The organism is Shewanella chilikensis, from assembly GCF_037953065.1.
Classification (GTDB): domain Bacteria; phylum Pseudomonadota; class Gammaproteobacteria; order Enterobacterales; family Shewanellaceae; genus Shewanella; species Shewanella chilikensis.
This window is the reverse complement of sequence record NZ_CP149966.1, coordinates 4,633,458-4,651,140: the sequence shown is the minus strand read 5'-3', so window position 1 is coordinate 4,651,140 and position 17,683 is coordinate 4,633,458. Positions and strand designations below refer to the sequence as shown.

The 17,683-nt window shown below is 48.8% G+C and carries 19 protein-coding genes and 2 pseudogenes; 12 read left to right on the top strand and 9 right to left on the bottom strand.

From position 1 onward, the window contains the following. Positions 1-5 precede the first annotated feature (5 nt). Together WKR14_RS20935 and WKR14_RS20930 are read left to right on the top strand one after the other, a co-directional pair. On the top strand, positions 6-713 hold the full coding sequence (locus tag WKR14_RS20935; protein ID WP_339087151.1) for a SprT family zinc-dependent metalloprotease: 708 nt from the start codon (positions 6-8) through the stop codon (positions 711-713). A gap of 84 nt (positions 714-797) precedes the next feature. Then, positions 798-953: a hypothetical protein gene (locus tag WKR14_RS20930; protein ID WP_339087150.1), complete on the top strand. Its 156-nt coding sequence runs from the start codon at positions 798-800 to the stop codon at positions 951-953. Here WKR14_RS20930 and WKR14_RS20925 read toward each other — a convergent pair. The 5 genes from WKR14_RS20925 to WKR14_RS20905 all read right to left on the bottom strand — a co-directional run bounded on the left by WKR14_RS20925 (position 920) and on the right by WKR14_RS20905 (position 4,053). After that, a complete protein-coding gene (locus tag WKR14_RS20925; RefSeq protein WP_339087149.1) occupies positions 920-1,270 on the bottom strand; it encodes a DUF7673 family protein in 351 nt (116 codons plus the stop codon). The two genes, WKR14_RS20930 and WKR14_RS20925, sit on opposite strands and share 34 nt — an antisense overlap. Positions 1,271-1,582: 312 nt before the next feature. Next, the gene (locus tag WKR14_RS20920) at positions 1,583-2,215 is read right to left on the bottom strand and encodes a recombinase family protein (protein ID WP_339087148.1); all 633 of its coding nucleotides are present in this window, start codon (positions 2,213-2,215) and stop codon (positions 1,583-1,585) included. Positions 2,216-2,338: 123 nt separating this feature from the next. Then, positions 2,339-2,728: a hypothetical protein gene (locus WKR14_RS20915; RefSeq protein ID WP_339087147.1), complete on the bottom strand. Its 390-nt coding sequence runs from the start codon at positions 2,726-2,728 to the stop codon at positions 2,339-2,341. Positions 2,729-2,798: 70 nt separating this feature from the next. Beyond that, positions 2,799-3,212, bottom strand: coding sequence for a hypothetical protein (locus WKR14_RS20910; protein ID WP_339087146.1), 414 nt, complete (start codon positions 3,210-3,212; stop codon positions 2,799-2,801). Next, complete coding sequence (locus tag WKR14_RS20905; RefSeq protein ID WP_339087145.1) at positions 3,205-4,053, bottom strand: hypothetical protein; 849 nt, start codon at positions 4,051-4,053, stop codon at positions 3,205-3,207. The genes WKR14_RS20910 and WKR14_RS20905 overlap by 8 nt, the downstream gene beginning before the upstream one ends. A gap of 148 nt (positions 4,054-4,201) precedes the next feature. On the opposite strand from WKR14_RS20905, the gene WKR14_RS20900 reads away from it, so the two are divergent. Then, positions 4,202-4,429, top strand: coding sequence for a hypothetical protein (locus tag WKR14_RS20900; RefSeq protein ID WP_339087144.1), 228 nt, complete (start codon positions 4,202-4,204; stop codon positions 4,427-4,429). 37 nt (positions 4,430-4,466) lie between these two features. On the opposite strand, the gene WKR14_RS20895 is transcribed toward WKR14_RS20900, so the two are convergent. Beyond that, positions 4,467-4,955 (bottom strand): DUF4411 family protein, encoded by a 489-nt coding sequence (locus tag WKR14_RS20895; protein WP_339087143.1) that lies wholly within the window; start codon positions 4,953-4,955, stop codon positions 4,467-4,469. Further along, positions 4,955-6,097 (bottom strand): XRE family transcriptional regulator, encoded by a 1,143-nt coding sequence (locus WKR14_RS20890; RefSeq protein WP_339087142.1) that lies wholly within the window; start codon positions 6,095-6,097, stop codon positions 4,955-4,957. Before WKR14_RS20890 ends, WKR14_RS20895 begins: the two co-directional genes overlap by 1 nt. A gap of 382 nt (positions 6,098-6,479) precedes the next feature. Between WKR14_RS20890 and WKR14_RS20885 the strand changes: the two are divergent. Together WKR14_RS20885 and WKR14_RS20880 are read left to right on the top strand one after the other, a co-directional pair. Next, positions 6,480-7,626, top strand: a pseudogene (locus tag WKR14_RS20885) (site-specific integrase). Between the two features lie 439 nt (positions 7,627-8,065). Next, positions 8,066-8,911: a hypothetical protein gene (locus WKR14_RS20880; protein WP_339087141.1), complete on the top strand. Its 846-nt coding sequence runs from the start codon at positions 8,066-8,068 to the stop codon at positions 8,909-8,911. Between the two features lies 1 nt (position 8,912). Here the strand turns inward: WKR14_RS20880 and WKR14_RS20875 are convergent, their stop codons facing one another. Next, a complete protein-coding gene (locus tag WKR14_RS20875) occupies positions 8,913-9,863 on the bottom strand; it encodes an IS30 family transposase (protein WP_115389073.1) in 951 nt (316 codons plus the stop codon). Between the two features lie 81 nt (positions 9,864-9,944). On the opposite strand from WKR14_RS20875, the gene WKR14_RS20870 reads away from it, so the two are divergent. Together WKR14_RS20870 and WKR14_RS20865 are read left to right on the top strand one after the other, a co-directional pair. Beyond that, complete coding sequence (locus tag WKR14_RS20870; RefSeq protein ID WP_339087139.1) at positions 9,945-10,481, top strand: hypothetical protein; 537 nt, start codon at positions 9,945-9,947, stop codon at positions 10,479-10,481. Positions 10,482-10,695: 214 nt separating this feature from the next. Further along, positions 10,696-11,177 (top strand): annotated as a pseudogene (locus WKR14_RS20865) (transposase); the annotation flags it as partial. A 43-nt stretch (positions 11,178-11,220) separates the two neighbouring features. Here WKR14_RS20865 and WKR14_RS20860 read toward each other — a convergent pair. Then, entirely contained in the window at positions 11,221-12,072 is an 852-nt protein-coding gene (locus tag WKR14_RS20860) for an endonuclease/exonuclease/phosphatase family protein (RefSeq protein ID WP_234556450.1), read from the bottom strand. 148 nt (positions 12,073-12,220) lie between these two features. Between WKR14_RS20860 and mioC the strand changes: the two genes are divergently transcribed. The 5 genes from mioC to WKR14_RS20835 all read left to right on the top strand — a co-directional run bounded on the left by mioC (position 12,221) and on the right by WKR14_RS20835 (position 17,492). After that, the gene (gene mioC / locus WKR14_RS20855) at positions 12,221-12,661 is read left to right on the top strand and encodes an FMN-binding protein MioC (RefSeq protein WP_101057230.1); all 441 of its coding nucleotides are present in this window, start codon (positions 12,221-12,223) and stop codon (positions 12,659-12,661) included. Positions 12,662-13,111: 450 nt separating this feature from the next. Then, a complete protein-coding gene (mnmG, locus tag WKR14_RS20850) occupies positions 13,112-15,001 on the top strand; it encodes a tRNA uridine-5-carboxymethylaminomethyl(34) synthesis enzyme MnmG (RefSeq protein ID WP_335921788.1) in 1,890 nt (629 codons plus the stop codon). A 100-nt stretch (positions 15,002-15,101) separates the two neighbouring features. Continuing rightward, a complete protein-coding gene (rsmG, locus tag WKR14_RS20845) occupies positions 15,102-15,725 on the top strand; it encodes a 16S rRNA (guanine(527)-N(7))-methyltransferase RsmG (protein WP_101057234.1) in 624 nt (207 codons plus the stop codon). A gap of 86 nt (positions 15,726-15,811) precedes the next feature. Next, positions 15,812-16,600, top strand: a complete 789-nt coding sequence (locus WKR14_RS20840; RefSeq protein ID WP_039035962.1) for a ParA family protein — start codon at positions 15,812-15,814, stop codon at positions 16,598-16,600. Positions 16,601-16,610: 10 nt separating this feature from the next. Further along, on the top strand, positions 16,611-17,492 hold the full coding sequence (locus WKR14_RS20835) for a ParB/RepB/Spo0J family partition protein (protein ID WP_039035948.1): 882 nt from the start codon (positions 16,611-16,613) through the stop codon (positions 17,490-17,492). Positions 17,493-17,683: the final 191 nt, after the last annotated feature.

Here is a 17,683-nt window from a genome sequence, read left to right as displayed (position 1 = left end):
AACCGATGACACCAAGACGCGTCCGAGACATTGAGTATCAGTTATTGCCAGGAAGCCAGCGCAAAACGACAGATATCGTGATTGAGCGTAATGGGCAAATAGTCGTGCGCCCGCCGGTGGGCTACACACCGGAGCAGGTAGATTCGTTGGTGGAGAGCAAGCGCCTGTGGATCTACCGAAATTTGGCGGAGTGGAAAGATTTGAACGCCACGGCGGTCGCCCGGGAGTGGGTCAACGGCGAAACCTTTCTCTACCTGGGTGGTGCCTATCGGCTAAGTCTGGTGTCTGGTCAGAACGAATCCCTGAAGCTGAAAGATGGGCGTTTCTGCCTCAGCCGTGACTTGATTGAGCAAGATGGCACACAAGCGGCAAGAACCGCTTTTGAGCAGTTCTATGCTGACAAGGGACAACAACGGTTTGCAGACCGGGTAGCTTATTTCGCCCCGAAAGTGGGTGTTGAAATCAGCTCAATACGGGTTAAGGACATGGGCTACCGTTGGGCCAGCTGCGGGCGCAGCGGAGCTTTGAATTTCCACTGGAAGTGCATGATGGCACCGCCGAAGATCATCGATTACTTTGTTGTGCATGAGCTTTGTCACTTTCACCACCGCAACCACACCGATGCCTTCTGGAATGAGGTAGACAAGGTCCTACCGGATTGGCGCGAGCGAAAGGAGTGGTTGCGAAAGCGGGGCGCGAGCTTGGACATTTAAGGCGTGATCACGGGTAAAATGCCCCATTATATGGAATGCCACCGTTACTGAGGGCCAGTCCGAACAGCAGAAGAGGAACGAGCATTGAGAACTCTCGAGGTTATTCTGGCGTCCGAGAAACCTGAGCTTGTTGATGCTGCAAAACGAAAAGCCGCAGACATCCTCGACGAGATGGAATCAGAATGTCTGCTGGAGAGCGCCGGTGGTCAGGCTCTGGATTCCAAGACCCACCAGGAATGAAAGAGCTCGTCTCCCCCAGACACGTAGGTGTGAACCTCCCGGCCATTCCAATCCAACGCCAAAACTTCTAGAGCCGCCTGCTGAAGATCGGCATCCAGCGTCCTCAGCCTATCCAACTCGAACGGCCAGTGACTGGCATTATAAAGACCCAGCAGGAAGCGCCTGATATGGCGGGCCTGGCCACCACCACTATGAGTGGCGTTGATCAGCCGTTTTAGAGCAGGAAGCCCCGACTCCTCCCGCTGTTGCCTCCGCTTTTCTTCCTGTTCCAATAAAAGGAGAAAGCTGTCGGGAAGCATGGCTGTTTTGTCCGTCATGTGCATAACCTCATATCGACTTCACGATTATGCTGCCATGGACGACGCGGAAGGCACGGCTGCCAAACTGCCCGTTTTGGTCAAGAACACCGGTTTGGCCAAAATCTATTTCGGACCGCCATTGTGGCGGGGCACTCTCTTCCGGAATTTGCGCTTTGCGAATTCTTCCAAACGGTCAGCGTTTCGGTAAGCCATCACGCAGATAACAAGCACAACTGCGACAAAGCTCAAGAATGCAATCAGGGTGGTAGATAGATTTAGCATATTCAAGTCTCCAATGGTTGATTGCCCTAACAGGGCATTTCGTTGGTTTCAGGCCAGAGCATCGGTCTGTCTTTGTTCTTTGGCGACAGATGCAATCAAATGTCGCGAGCAACTCAGCATTTCCTGGATCTCGCTGTAGCTGTGGCCACTGCGCAGAAGGCTGGCGATGTGCTGCCTGCGCTTCAGGTCTGGCTGCCGCCCTTGGTACTTGCCCTCCGTTTTGGCTTTATGGATGCCCTGGAACTGGCGGCGCCGGCGGTCTTCGTAGTCTTTTCGAGCTACGGCAGCCAGCATGTCGAGCATCATGGCGTTTACTGCCCGGAGAATGGAGTCGGTGAATCCGGTGTCATCTTTCTTTTCCAGGGCGAGCCAGCTGGTCGGTAACTCCGGGGAAACAATGGCCAATCGCTTGGCGGCTAGCTTTTGCTTGAGCGAGTCCCAATCACTCTGTTTGAGGCGGGCTAGCCGGTCGATCTGTTCGACCACCACAATGTCGCCATCACCGGAATCCGCAATCAACTTCATAAGCTCGGGGCGGTGCAAAGTAGCGCCGGACACGTTCTCCACATAGAAAGCCGCAATGCGCTGACCATGGTTGGCTGCGAACTGTATCAGTGACTCCCGGGCTCGCTCCGCATTCTGTTCCTGAGTCGATGCTCGCAGGTAGGCTCGAATAAACATCCTCTTCCGCTCCTCAGTCCGTTATAAGTGGTTCTCTCTGGCCGGTCTGGTTTAGGTGGTTCTGTTGGTCGCTACTGGGCTAGAACACCTGGTTCTCCTGAGCTGTACCCAAAAGGAACCACTTCAAGAGTCGAAAAATTCCCCGAACGGATCGTCCTCCCGGAGGATCGGGTCGACTCTGAAGTCATCGAACGGATCGCCAGTGCCGTCTTTACTCCCGGTGCCGGAGGTTGTCGTGCTGCTTGGACCGTTTTCTCCCCTATCACTGCCTCGACTAAACGACGCCATCTTTTTCTCGAATTCAGGAAACGTCATTTCCCCATCGGGTCCCATGGCAAAAACCGTCTTGTAAGAATCGACTGCCGCCATTGCGAAGCGAATGAGCAGTAGGACCACCCAGAGCACGAACAATAGATACCATGAGTAAAGCACTGCATCGGTACCCCTTAAGGCGAGCTCCACACCGCCGATCCCTGCGAGCCCCACTGCTACTATTTTTGTCACCTTCACCATGGTTTCAGTCCCCGATAGTTCTTTACTTCGAAGCTATCAGAACCTGAGAAGATGCAAGTTTTGCCCGGGATTAGGCCGCTGCGGCTCGCTCGGCCATCCATGGGAGTTTGACCTTACTGTAGGCATCATCTGTCATCGCCCTCAAGTCTTCCACGTCCAGGTGTGGAACCAGCCACGCAGTGCCTTGGTATCGAACTCGCGGGTAGTTGGATGGCTGGAATACGCCATGAGGTAGGTCGTCCTCATCGCCCAGCCACTGTCTGAGCCGGAAATCGATACACCAGCCCTGTTCGAGTTCGATCCAGCAATGGGGAGTAGTGGTCATTCGGCTCAGCCGGTCCTCTGCGTATCCGATACGACATTGATGGAAGATGCCTTGCTCGCTCAGGGCATTGCTGATCAAAAAGGTCATGCAGTCGCTATCGACTTTGGCGTCTTCAAGCGGCAACAGCGCGAATTCAAGTTCATCATGCCAGTCACTCATGATCTGGCTCCTTGAACATCAGTCGCTGCCCCTGCTCGTACAGCACAGGGTACGGCACCGGTTCGCCATCCTGGATGACGGTGCCGGGAGGAAAATACACCACCATCCAGGATGGTAAGGCACCACTGACCGTGCGGTAGAATTCGTCCACAGGGAAGCTGAGTTGCTCACCTGACTGCCGGAAAATGAGGCGAGAGTAATTCTCTGGATGATTGGCCGCGATGTTGTAGCTTTCAGGCTCAACACCTTCCACGTAGGGCGGTGACTTCCAGCGATTCGGCGTTTTGATGTTGTAGGCAACCACACATTGACCCACACCACATCCATGCTCAGTGCTTTCAATCGACCAAAGCATCAGTGGATGACCGTCAATCTCGGGCGTCTCCACGTTACTGAGTTTGGTGGCACTCAACGCCATATCATTGGCAGCTAGCCGGATGGCCTGGTCCACCAGATCCACATACTGCTCATAGGCCTGAGCCTCCGAAGTGGCCATCGACGCAGGCATCCATCCCATTAGGCTTGGTCTCGCCGACGGATTGTCCGGTGTCATCATGATGTCGGTAGCGTTGAACAAAAACGTCTGGCTACCCGAGAGATGTCGAAGCGGTGCATCGAATGAAGTCGCCAGGCTGGCGAGATCCAGTAATGGCATCAATATGCCTTTACTGTAGGAGCGGGTACCATCCCCAGAATCCCGCAAATCCATATCGTAGATGCCTCCGGCTCTCACGAGGTTCAAAGCCCGAGATTGCTCGGAATCGTAAGCTCTTGGGGTAGCCGCGCAGCCAGCCAGGGCAGCGGCCAATATTGCCGTAGTTAAGGGTGCTAATTTTTTCATTATGTCCTCCTGCTTTTATTAAATATTCTCATGAGGTTGAGAATATGCAAGAGGAAAATAAAAAATAATACTTATAAATCAATGGTTTGTACTGAAAGAACAAAGTTCAAATTCGGACGTAGCGAAAAGTTGGAGGCAGGTCATACTGATGAGACACTTCGTTATTCGTTTTGGCGATCGCGAGACGGCACCTGATCGAATCGATCAGATTGCGGCAGGTTTGGGAATTACCTCAGAACAGCTAATCAAACGCTTCGTTGCTGAAGGGTTGGCCGCCATTGATCCCAAAGCAGGAGAAGCGGTACCGGGGGAGAACCTGGAGGATTTTCTGGTCAGGAATGAGGTGCTGAAGCCGAGATCTAATGAACCAAGCTGAAGAGCCTGTGGCAGGGTTCGGGGTGATTGACACCTTGCTACCCTAGAACAAATTGAGCTTCTAACTGGTTCAAAAGTTGAAATGTGGTGATATAGGGTACACCGAAGGCGTCGCAGATATTTGGAATTTTGACCTTGGTACTGTTTTCGGGAACAGGTATCTCGTGGGTAACGACGGTACCGCCAATAACGGCCGCAGTCGCGACGAGCCAAGGATCTGCCTTGCTGAGAAACTCCGCTACGAATTCTTGCTTTTTACCTTCCAGCTCGGCTACATGCTGAGCGACTTCTGCGAATTTTTGCTGGACATCGTCGTCTGAAACCGGGATGAACTGGTCCTTCCTGTCCTTCACCCAATCCGAAAGTTCGTCATCACCATCAGACAACTCATCATAGACGGTGCGGATGCTCGCCAGTGCTGAACTCGCGTACTGTTGGTCGAGCCACGCCCAATATGCAGGACAGAATGACATCTGGTAATGGAGATTCTTCGCCTGGATGTAGGTGTTAGCGTCCAGCAAATACATCAGATCCCTAATTCTTTGGCATAATTGGTTATTTTGTGGGGCTTCATATTCAATAAGCTACCCGCATCTCGAAGAAGGACGCGTCCACTGAGAGCTTCACTGACCAGCGCCTTAGAGAACGTTTCGCTGATCTGTCCTCTTTGAGTTCTGTAGAACGTAGGGCCACCTTGAGTTCGTTCACGGTTCCGGTAACGTTCCTGAAGGTCGTCGACGTAATTCCGGTATTCGTCCCGGGAGATTTTCCTGAGAGTTAGCGCTCGCCTTGCGATTACCCATGTACTGACGCGGAAATGGGCCTCCAATACTGGCAGGTTCTCTTTCCAATCTTCGACGTGTTGCCAGTGGGTATCAAACTCCGCCTCGGGAACCAAAAATTCCGCCGCTACAGCGTTACAGAAAATCTCTTCTCTTTGGTGAGTATCGGGATTTGCGTCAGAAACCCCGCTTTTGCCGATCCAGATATGCGCCAATTCATGGATTAAGGTGAACAAGCGTGCGGCTGGAGCATCGGCTTGGTTGACGAAGATCACCGGTGCCAGAGGATCGGAAATGGCAAAGCCGCGAAATTCTTGAACAGATAGCGGGCGAGAGTGATGACGGATGAATCCCTGCCGCATGACCAGGATGCCCGCCTCTTCGATCTTGCGGATGAGTAGGCGCCAGTAATCTTCCCAGTTACCTCGCTCGGGATGAGCTGGTATACCGAGTACCTGTCGCATGTCCTGGACCACATCTAGGATATTGGAACGAGCAGTGAACCGACCAACGTATGGGTTGCGCTCCACGCCTTGGTCTCGGAGATACTCCGCGTACCATTCCTGCCGTCGCAGAACGATCTGAGCCATTTCGATAAGCTCGGAAGAAGGCTGGTCAGGGTGACGCCCGCCGACCGTTCGGAGATCTGGTAAGGGTAACGTCTCTTCCGGCGGCTGCTTCAGATAGAGATAGCCAAACGGAATGTGAGTCTTAGCGGCAAAGTCTTGAGCCTGCTTGAAGGTCGGCGGTTTCTCCGCTCGCTCCCAAGCGTCAAGCTTATCGTCCGGCACCCCCAGTTTGGATGCCAGAGCAGACACACTAAGCTGTGCCCGCTCCCGGGCCCAGGTAAGGATATCTGGATTGATTCTGGCGTAGGTGGTGGCCATGACTGCTGCTCGGAACAAAATTTACTAGGACGTAGTGTAAGCTTAGACGGTATAGGAGCCAACTGGTGCCCGTGGATATGCGCATGTGGAACCATCGGCTAGGGAAATGTGAAAAAGCGCAAAAATTTACGATTTTCTCCACATTCCCCCGAGCGAACCCCGGAAAGTCATTATCTACTTGATAACAAAGAAAACTTCACATTCTGTATCGGGAAGTAAAATAGTAAAACGCATCAAACGAAATCAAAACAACATTATGATTTTAAAATAATTTTGTTTTACTCAGTGAGAAGCGATTTGAAGGGTTTTGTCGATTCTTGCTCCGTATGTGCTCCAAAGATAAATTCTGGAGCACATGCGGAGCACAAGATGAGAAAAACCTATGAAAATCAATTTACAAAAGCGAGAACCGGATAAGAATGGCCTGCGTCCTATCAGGCTGGTTTACTATTACGGCTCTAAGACCTCGGAAGACGGTTCAAGGGCCCAAAAGCGCTCTTATGAACCACTCTACAACAAGCCAAAGAACGTAGCTGAGCGCGAGCACAACAAGATCACACTGCAAAAAGCAGAGGCCATTCGTGCCAAACGTCTGCTGGAAATGGAATCGGCCAAACATGGCTTGAATGACCGAACCAAACTCAATGCCAGCTTCTTTGACTACTTCGATCAACTCACGGCCAGTAAAGCCTCTGGAAGCAAATCTAATTACTCTATCTGGGTCTCGGCGGGCATCCATCTGCATAGATACTACGGCCACGCTGAGCTCAACTTTGAGCAGGTTGATAAGTACTTTCTGGAAGGTTTTCGTCACTACCTACAGCACGAGGCTATGACAAAATCCGACGAAAATATCTCCAGAAATACGGCCTGCAGTTACTTCAACAAAATCCGAGCAACACTTAATCAAGCGCAACGAGATCGCATCATCAGGGATAACCCGGCCGAACAAGTCAAATCCATCAAAGCAGAAAGGACACAGCGCACCTATCTCACCCTGGATGAGGTAAAGGCTCTTACCAAGGCAGAATGCCGCTACGATTTGTTACGGAGAGCGTTCCTGTTCTCATGCACCACAGGATTGCGTTGGTCAGACATTCATAAGCTGGTATGGGGAGAAATAGAGGTGTTTGCCCAAGGCCATTACAGGATCATCTTTTCCCAGAAAAAACTCAAAAACTCTGGAAATGGCCTGCAATACCTGGACCTGCCGGATTCCGCCGTGCGTCTTCTCAACTTGGATATGAGAGGTAAACCTACAGAACGAGTGTTTAAACAATAGCTACAGCAACGTAGCTTTGGTGCAGTGGGCCATACGTGCAGGAATCACCAAACACGTTACTTTTCATGCAGGCCGTCACACCTTTGCAGTAAACCAGCTTGCCCGTGGCCTGGACATCTATTCACTATCCAGACTGCTTGGCCATAGCGAACTGCGAACGACAGAAATCTACGCAGATATCCTGGAAACCCGCCGCACTACGGCCATGCGAACCTTTCCGGATATTTTTGAAGAACAATCAGGCTAAAACAATTTCCTCTTCCAATCATGCAGGTCTGTTCGAAATCAAAATAAAAGGGCACATCAACGGTGCCCTTCATCAATTACATATGAAAGTTAGTTTTTACAGCCATTCTTATCGCAAGTGATTTTCTCATGGGAATTAACCCAATGGTCAGAATTTTTCTTGGTATCAGTGCCGCAGCCAGTATTGCCGCCTTTCGTACCGCTGTGTACCACTCCTGTTGGGGTATGCTTTACAGACATATAGCGTCCTTCCTTAGTCAATGATCAGTAGTTGATGTCGAATGACACCTTAAGGCATAGTAGCTAAAAGTTGAGGTGTCAATTACATCAACAAGTATTGACACCAGTGTACGTTTATCTGTGCTTATTCCATTACGGCATTATTCATTAGGTTGACTTAGGGTTAGTATTTAGTATCAGTTATAGGAAAATTAACCGGCATGCCAAAAAAAAGAAGTAAAACCCCTTCACTTAATAAGCTTATTCCACAAGTGTTGCCGGCTATATTGGAGGCTGAGTTATACGATTTGTATCAATTTTCTTGTAAGCACTCTGAGCCTGTGTGGCCAAAGTTTAAACTCGTAGAAGGAGACAGGCCAACACAAGATACCATTGATGAATTCATTAGTTTAACTCATCAGGGAATGCGGATTGCTCAAGGAAAAATAATCTGCAGTCTTCTTTCTGATGGTGACAGGTATGAAGTTAGCGATGCTCGACGCTTCTCATATATTGGAATTTCTGATGCGATAGGTTGGCAATTATTTAAGCATGAGCTTGCTTATGCAAAACGTTTTTTCATGGCGCAAAAACCTCCTATACTTCAAGAAGCCAATATTGAATCAGTTATTTCTATTGTAGAGCAATGCCATGAAAATGATCCTGATTCTATTGCACTAATATCAGACCTAACTAGTTTCATCCAAATTGGTGATATTTATCATGTCACAACGCATGGTCGAACTAATATCTATGAAGTAAAAGATGGCGAAACAAACCGACATATACTAGATATCCTAAAAGATATGCCAACGTTGGTTGATGCTCAGGATGTACCTAGACTCCTTCCAAACAAATCCGATGATTTTCAAAAGCAAGTTCAGAGAGTTATTCGCCAAAAGCAACGTATGTTATCAGTAAAAGAAACTTTATTAAACAATGAAGGGAACGATGCATATACAGGAGAACAAGTTAAAATCCATGAATTGCCAACTTTAGTTGAAAATTGGTATAGTTCAATTATTGAGTTGAGCGCGAATTCAACTCCGAAGTGCACCACTCGCTAAATTAGGCTGCCTTGCGTAATTCATTGAATACCGCAATAGGTTGCCTGAAGCCGAGGCACTTTCTCGGTCTGGCATTTAATGCCCGTTCAATCTCACTAATTTGCTTATCAGTTACCGTCCGCAAATCGGTGCCTTTCCGTATGTATTGCCGCAGCAAACCGTTGAAGTTTTCATTCAGTCCGCGTTCCCAAGACGAATAAGGGTTAGCGAAGTAAACATCCGTTTTAAGCTTTTCTGCGACCTGTTCGTGGTCACAGAACTCGCTGCCGTTGTCCGCAGTGATAGTTCGAACATAACCTCGATATTTCCACAGCATACCAACCATGGCCCGGGCCACATCGGCTGCGCTTTTCGCTGGCACTTTGCGTATCAGGTACAGCTTACTTTTTCGCTCAACCAGGCTGACAATCGCGCCCGTACCTTGCTTGCCCAGAACCGTGTCAGCTTCCCAGTCTCCGAACCGCTTTTTCTTGTTCACGATAGCGGGACGATGCTCTATGCCTACGCGATTCGGGATAATCACACGCTTCGCACGGTTACCTTTACGGTATCTTCGGTGACTCTGGCGGAGCTGTTTGTACAACTTGCCGCCGCATAATTTATCACGCTGGACATAGCCATAAATCCACTCGTGACTGACGTTATATCCGATGATTTTACCGACACCGGCTATTTGTTCCGGACTCCATTTCTCATTGAGACCGAACTCAACAAAGGTGATGGTCAGTCCAGATATTCTAGACTTCGCGGACTGACAACGGCGTTTTAGTGCCTTCGCCTGAGCGACTTCCGGCAAGTAATGGTTATCCCGAATTCGATTGCGATTTACTTCCCGGCTGATTGTGCTGTGGCTGACTTTCAGACGTTTTCCTATCTCCCGATAACTGAAACCCTCGCGTAAATAGGCCTCAATCTGGTATCGTTGTCCCTCGATCAACTGCTTGTAATTCATGGTAACTACTCATGTTTGTTTGGCGACTACAGAGTATCACCAACAGGCAGTTGATCTCTCCTCACCGTTTAACCATGAGTGGTGCACTTATTATCTGAATTCGGGAGTGAAAAAAGCGAGTCAAAGGGTTATGCAATAGATGTCATTCAAGATTGTTTATATATTGGGTGTTATAAATCTAGACATTTTAAAATCCCTGGCCAAATAGCATTTGAAGCATGGTTTTCAGGAATGGGGGCAACCACAGATTGCCCTAGAACATCTTTAATTAATTGCATGATGGACCCTTTAGGCTTAACAATATATAATTTACCAATCCCTGATGATTTAAAATTTGATTTGTTATTTGGAAGAAAATATATTTCGTTGGCAATTCATATACCAAGGCTAATGGAAATCTGCAATAGCATTGGTATCCCAATGAGACTTGCAGATACCAAAGAGACAGCAAAACTAAAACAACAAAATAAGTATCTTTGGAGATATAACGGCCGGGCAATTGTTTTCGGAAAAAATACAAAACAGGCTTGTTTAGGTGAAGGATTCGCTTTACGCGTCTTTTATCACGGAGAAAACCCTATTGATACCATGATTGCTTATGCTTCAGGGAATTGCTGAACAATTTATTATCGGAGGTTTTCACATCACAAAAAGGCTGCCGCTATCCAATGCACCTCGTTACATTTCACAGATGCAAAATGTGACATGTAACGCATGATGTCATTTCTTCATATTTTCATAGAGTCACAGGTTTATCTTGACCTTTCCCCCGAATTTAAGACCATGACATTGATGAGATTTCCAATACACTAGAGCCAATGGAGATCTCAACATGAAGAAACGTTACACCGAAGAACAAATCATCAAGGCCATCAAACAGCATGAGGCAGGGGCAAAAGTCGATGACATTTGCCGTGAAATGGGCATATCCACGGGCACTTTCTATAACTGGCGCAGCAAGTATGCCGGGCTGGAAGTGAACGAAGCGAAGCGGCTGAGGGAGTTGGAAGCGGAGAACAACAAGCTCAAAAAGATGTTGGCCGACAAGATGCTGGAAGTCGAAGCAATGAAGGATGTGCTGTCAAAAAAGTGGTAACGCCAGCGGCCAAAAAGCCTGTTGTTCAACACCTGATTGAGGGATTCAGCCTCAGTGAGCGAGTAGCCTGTCAGCTGGCAGGGCTTAGCCGGACTGCATATCACTATCAATCCAGGACAAAGTCAGACAATGGGCTCAGACAGCGACTGAAGGCGCTGGCGACGCAATATCCTCGCTATGGGTATCTGATGCTGCATGGTTTGCTCAGGGGGGAAGGTCAGAAATGGGCCCGGGAGCCGGGAAACATGAGTGACCTAAGGCCTAGCGCTCGGCAATCACAAAGCTGGCGACCATAGGATTGTGATCCGACACATCTGTTTCCGGCACATACAGCTCTTTGGGTTTCAATCCTCGATAAAAGAGATGATCCAAAGGATACCCCAGAACTCTCACCCTGTTATCCTCGCCAAAATGAGCCTCATTCAAACCCAAAGAAGAAGCGAAGTCTGCCAGCAGCATACTGCGTTCCTCACTCCAGGTATTGAAATCGCCCGCCAAAATAATAGGCCCCATGACTCTTTCCTCGGCAAGGGCTTCGGTCAAAGACTTGAGTTGCTGCCGATATTCCTCAATACCGACACTGAAGTTAATTCCATGGACATTGACCACAGTCAATAATGAGCCATCAGACAAAGGATATTTAGCGACCAAGGCCGTCTTGGGCAACCGCAGCCAGGGCTCAAGAGTACGGTAGCCGCAACTGCTCAAGGGAGCACTGCTCGACAGATTCATCACTCCGGCCGGAGTATCCAATACACTGAAAGCATTGGCGAAACGCCAAAACCACTGCGCGGCACTCAAATAGAGATACATGCCGGGATCAAGACTGGCTTCCTGCAATAGCACCAATTGCCTGCCTGTTGCAAAATCATTAAGACGAGAACGCCATAAGCCATTTTGCTGTTTCTGAATATTCCAGGTCAACACACCAAACTCGCCATTATTATCCAGCGCCTTTGCCCTTGGCGTTTGGATACAAGCCGCGCCGGTATTGGTATCACCCCTATCAGATTGCAGTTGAACATTTGCCGGTACAGTAAACAACCAATGCCATCCCCCGAGTATCACCAGCAAAGAAAGCAACGGTAGGATCAGCAACCACTTCAGTTTCATATCAGCCTCAAGCGCAGAAAGAGCCTACAACAGGATCAATGTAATAGTACTCAAACTCAGGTTACCCAAGGCTGTCTGTCACCGCAAATTGGATTAATATGGGCTTATAAAATCAAGGCGCCAGGCGCTACATACAGAGAGGATTATCATGGCGAAAGTCGAAGTATTGGTCGGAACCACCTTAGGAGGAGCCGAATATGTCGCCGAAGAACTCATCAATAAGCTTGAACAAAACGGCCATCAGACAAGCCTGTACCTAACCCCAAAATTGGAGCAACTGGATCCCAAAGCCCTTTGGTTGATCGTTTCCTCTACCCATGGAGCCGGCGATCTTCCGGATAATTTGCAGCCTTTTTATCAGGAATTACTTCAATCAAACCTTCCCCTGCAAGAGTGTCGGTTCGCTTTATGCGCGATCGGCGACTCGAGTTACGATACTTTCTGTCAAGGCCCGGAAAAGCTGTTGCAACAACTGAGCGCCCTTGGCGCCCAATCCTATGTGGATAAGATCCAGATCGATGTTCAGTACGATCCCGTACCGGAAGATCCAGCACTGGCATGGCTCGATAGCTGGTTAGGCAAGCTCTAAAACAGATTTGCAACTGAATAAAGCATCAAGTACTCACAATTTAGACCTAACTTACCCACAGATTAGCTAAAAAAAAGATAACTCTGTGGATAATACTTTATTTTGATCTGATCAATCTTTGCATGAATCGGATCCTGAATGCAGGCAAGATCCCCCTTGTGGATAAGATCGCGATCTATCCCCAGCTTTAATGGAGATAGATCGCCAAGAGATCACAGGTTGAGTTAAGCCTAACTATATGTTTTAAAACATTTAATATTGTTACCCACAGAAAACCCCGATCCTAATAGTAAACATAGTAAGAAGATCTATATAAAGATCTTAAGATCTATAAGGCAGATCCCTTGCGATCCATCTGCATGAAATAGAGCATTCACCTGAATCCTTACAGGTGCTAAAATGATCGGCTGAAATTCCTTTTTCTTCCCTTGCTCAGCCAAAGGTAAATCTATGCGTTTTCATGAACGGTTTGATGTAATTGTTGTAGGTGGTGGTCATGCCGGAACTGAAGCCGCATTGGCAGCTGCCAGAATGGGAGTAAATACTCTGCTCTTGACCCACAATATTGACACTTTGGGTCAGATGTCCTGTAACCCGGCTATAGGGGGAATAGGTAAAGGGCACTTGGTTAAAGAGATAGATGCTTTGGGTGGCGCCATGGCAACAGCAACTGATTATGCCGGGATCCAGTTCAGAACCCTGAATTCAAGTAAGGGTCCAGCGGTAAGAGCTACCAGAGCCCAAGCAGATCGTTCCTTGTATCGACAAAAGATCCAAAAAATATTGCAAAACCAGCCCAACCTAAGGATCTTTCAACAAGCTGTTGACGATCTGGTTGTTGAAAACAACAGAGTTATTGGGGTTGTCACCCAAATGGGACTAGCCTTTGAAGCTCCTGCTGTGGTGTTGACGGCAGGAACTTTCCTGGGAGGTAAGATCCATATCGGATTGGAAAACTACAGTGGTGGTCGTGCCGGTGATCCTCCTGCGATCGCGCTGGCCCACAGACTCAGAGAATTACCAATTCGGGTTGGCCGCCTCAAGACGGGGACGCCGCCTCGTATCGATGCTCGCAGCGTCGACTTCGAGCAGATGACTGAACAGCAGGGAGATAATCCTCTTCCTGTGATGTCTTTTATCGGTGATGTGAGTCAGCATCCACAGCAGATCTCTTGCTATATCACCCATACCAATGAAAAAACTCACGAGATAATTCGTGGCGGTTTGGACAGAAGCCCCATGTATTCAGGGGTTATAGAAGGGATAGGCCCTAGGTACTGTCCATCTATTGAAGACAAGATCCATCGCTTTGCCGATAAGAGTTCGCATCAGATCTTTATTGAACCTGAGGGACTCAATACCAATGAGTTATACCCCAACGGTATCTCAACCAGTTTGCCATTCGATGTGCAAATTGCTTTGGTCCGCTCGATCAAGGGGATGGAAAATGCTGAGATCATGCGCCCTGGCTATGCCATTGAATATGATTACTTTGATCCCAGAGATCTGAAAAATTCGCTGGAAACCAAAACCATAAATGGGTTGTTCTTTGCCGGTCAAATCAACGGCACCACAGGTTATGAAGAAGCAGGAGCTCAAGGCCTGTTGGCCGGTATGAACGCGGCCTTACAGGTGCAAGGTAAAGACGCCTGGGCACCTAGACGGGATCAGGCTTATCTTGGCGTACTGGTGGATGATCTATCGACTTTGGGCACCAAGGAGCCCTATCGCATGTTCACCAGTCGTGCCGAATACCGCTTGCTGCTGCGTGAAGACAATGCCGATCTGCGTCTGACCGAGAAAGGCCGTGAGCTGGGTTTGGTTGACGATCAGCGCTGGGCCAAGTTCTCGGCCAAAGTTGAAGCTATTGAATCTGAACTGCAACGCCTGCGCAGTCAATGGATCCATGTGAATTCACCTTTGGTTGAAGCGCTGAATCCGCATCTCAATACGCCAATATCTCGCGAAGCTTCGTTTGAAGAGCTGCTGCGTCGTCCTGAGTTGGACTATGACAAGCTTATGGGGATTGAAGGTTTTGGGCCGGGGCTAGAGGATCGTCAAGCGGCTGAACAGGTGCAGATCCAGGTTAAATATGCCGGTTATATTCAGCGCCAACAGGAAGAGATCGCCAAAGCACAGCGCAACGAAAATACCGGCCTGCCGCTGGAGCTCGATTACAACGAAGTGCCAGGCTTATCCAACGAAGTGATCGCCAAGCTCAATGCCCATAAACCAGAGACCATAGGCCAGGCTTCCAGGATTTCCGGTGTGACACCTGCGGCCATCTCCATTTTGCTGGTACATCTGAAAAAACGGGGATTACTGCGCCGCACGGCCTGATACAGTAAACCATTCCAGAGCCGGGGAAGCTGTAGATGCTTCCCTTGGCCGTTTTGGGGCCGCATAATAGCCCCGCAGTATTTTTCTGGGGAGAATACCCGTGCTTGCAGCACAGTTAAAAACATATCTGGCTGAGACAGGCCTCAATGCATCGGATGAACAGCAGCTACAGTTGCTGGGATTTGTCGCCATGCTCAACAAATGGAACAAGGCCTATAACCTGACCTCGGTGCGCGAACCTGAGCAGATGCTCATCCGTCATATAATGGATAGCCTGGTCGTCTCTCCTCATATCAAGGGACAGCGTTTTATCGACGTGGGCACAGGACCTGGGTTGCCCGGCATCCCGCTGGCGATTTTGAATCCGGATAAAGAATTTGTATTGCTCGATAGCTTGGGTAAGCGGATCCGTTTTCAAAAACAGGTTCAGATTGAACTCAAATTGAAAAATATACAGTCGGTTGAGAGCCGGGTGGAAGCCTTTCAGGATCCGCAAGGGTTTGACGGTGTGCTAAGCCGTGCCTTTGCCTCAGTGGCAGACATGTTAAGCTGGTGTCAGCATTTGCCGGCGCAAAATGGAGTATTCTATGCCCTTAAAGGGCAACTGAACCCTGATGAGTTAACCGGGATCCCTGAGGGGTACAGCATCAGGGAATCCATTGAACTCAAGGTTCCAAAATTGGATGAACAGAGACATCTGCTGATCATAGCTCCCCAGGTTTGAATGCCTTGCAATTGGCTGGCGTATCAAGCAACTTGATGCAAACGGAACCGGGCATCAATAACAAAATTGACAGACAAGGTGACAGTGTGGCGAGAATTATTGCCGTAGCCAACCAGAAAGGTGGCGTTGGAAAAACAACAACTTGTGTTAATTTGGCTGCCTCTTTGGCGGCAACTAAGCGGCGGGTGCTATTGATCGATCTGGATCCCCAGGGCAATGCCACCATGGGGAGTGGCGTCGACAAATACGAAGTTGAAAACACCGCCTATGAGTTGCTGGTGGAAGAAAAGAGTTTTGACGAAGTCGTCGTGCGTAACACTGCCGGAAAATACGATCTCATTGCCGCCAATGGTGATGTGACAGCCGCCGAAATCAAATTGATGGAGTTCTTTGCCAGGGAGATTCGCCTGCGCAACGCCTTGGCAAAGGTGCAGGATGAGTACGACTTTATCTTTATCGACTGCCCTCCTTCGCTGAATATGTTAACAGTGAACGCCATGTCGGCGGCCGACTCAGTATTGGTTCCCATGCAGTGTGAGTATTATGCCCTGGAAGGCTTGACCGCCCTGATGGATACCATTTCCAAATTGGCGGCCATGGTTAACCCCAAGCTCGGGATCGAGGGAATACTCAGAACTATGTACGATCCCCGCAACCGTCTGGCCAACGATGTTTCCGATCAGTTGAAACAGCATTTCGGTGACAAGGTTTACCGCACTGTGATCCCAAGAAATATTCGCTTGGCCGAAGCGCCGAGTTTTGGCGCTCCGGCTATGTACTATGACAAGAGTAGCGCTGGGGCCAAGGCCTATCTGGCTTTAGCCGGCGAAATAATTCGTCGCTCAGAGCAGAATCAGCAAGCGAAACAGGCATAAAGGAATGAGCATGACACTGAAGAAACGGGGTCTGGGCAAGGGCCTGGACGCACTTTTGAGTACCAGCCATGCGGCGAGTAAGAAGCGTGATGATGCCGAGCAATCCAAGGTTGATGCCGGCGAAACCCTGCTGACTTTGGATGTGGATCTGCTGCAGCCCGGTAAGTATCAACCCCGTAAAGATATGTCGCCGGAGGCGCTGGAAGAGCTGGCTGAATCTATCAAGGCTCAGGGCGTTATTCAGCCCATAGTGGTGCGTAAGATCAGTGATGACAAATATGAAATAATCGCCGGTGAACGTCGCTGGCGTGCGGCGCAGCTGGCCAAGTTGGACAAGGTGCCCTGTATAGTTAAGCAGGTTGCCGATGAGGCTGCTGTGGCTATCGCCCTGATAGAAAACATTCAGCGGGAAGATCTCAATGCCATGGAAGAGGCTATTGCGCTTAACCGTTTGATCGAAGAATTTGATCTTACTCACCAACAAATAGCTGATGCTGTGGGAAAATCACGGGCTACCGTTTCGAACTTGCTGCGACTCAATGGATTGAATGAACCGGTAAAGCGGTTACTGGAGTACGGTGATATTGAGATGGGTCATGCCCGAGCCTTGCTTGCCTTGCAAGGTGAGGAGCAAACTTCTGTTGCTCGATTGGTGGTAGCGAAGGAATTGACCGTTCGTGAAACAGAACGATTGGTTAATAAAGTCTTAAATCCTGCCAAAGAGGCCGAAAAGCCTGTAAAAGATACCGATGTTGCTCGTCTGGAGAGTCAGTTAATTGAAAGGTTAGGTGCAAAAGTTTCCATTTCCCACGGTAGTAAGGGAAAGGGAAAAATTGTAATTAACTATCAAAATCTGGCTGAATTAGACGGCATTCTTGCCAAAATCCATTAAAAAAACGTCGTTAACGCTATTTAGTGTAAATTTGTGACGTTTGTTAATATTGCATTTATGCGAATTTGGGGCTGTATCACGTTAAAAGGTGAGGTTTTTACTTATCTCAAAGTTGCAAACAAGACTTGAAAAGGTATACTTTCGCAAGCTTTTTGTACCTCGACTCTATACGGATATTTGTAGTCCGGTCA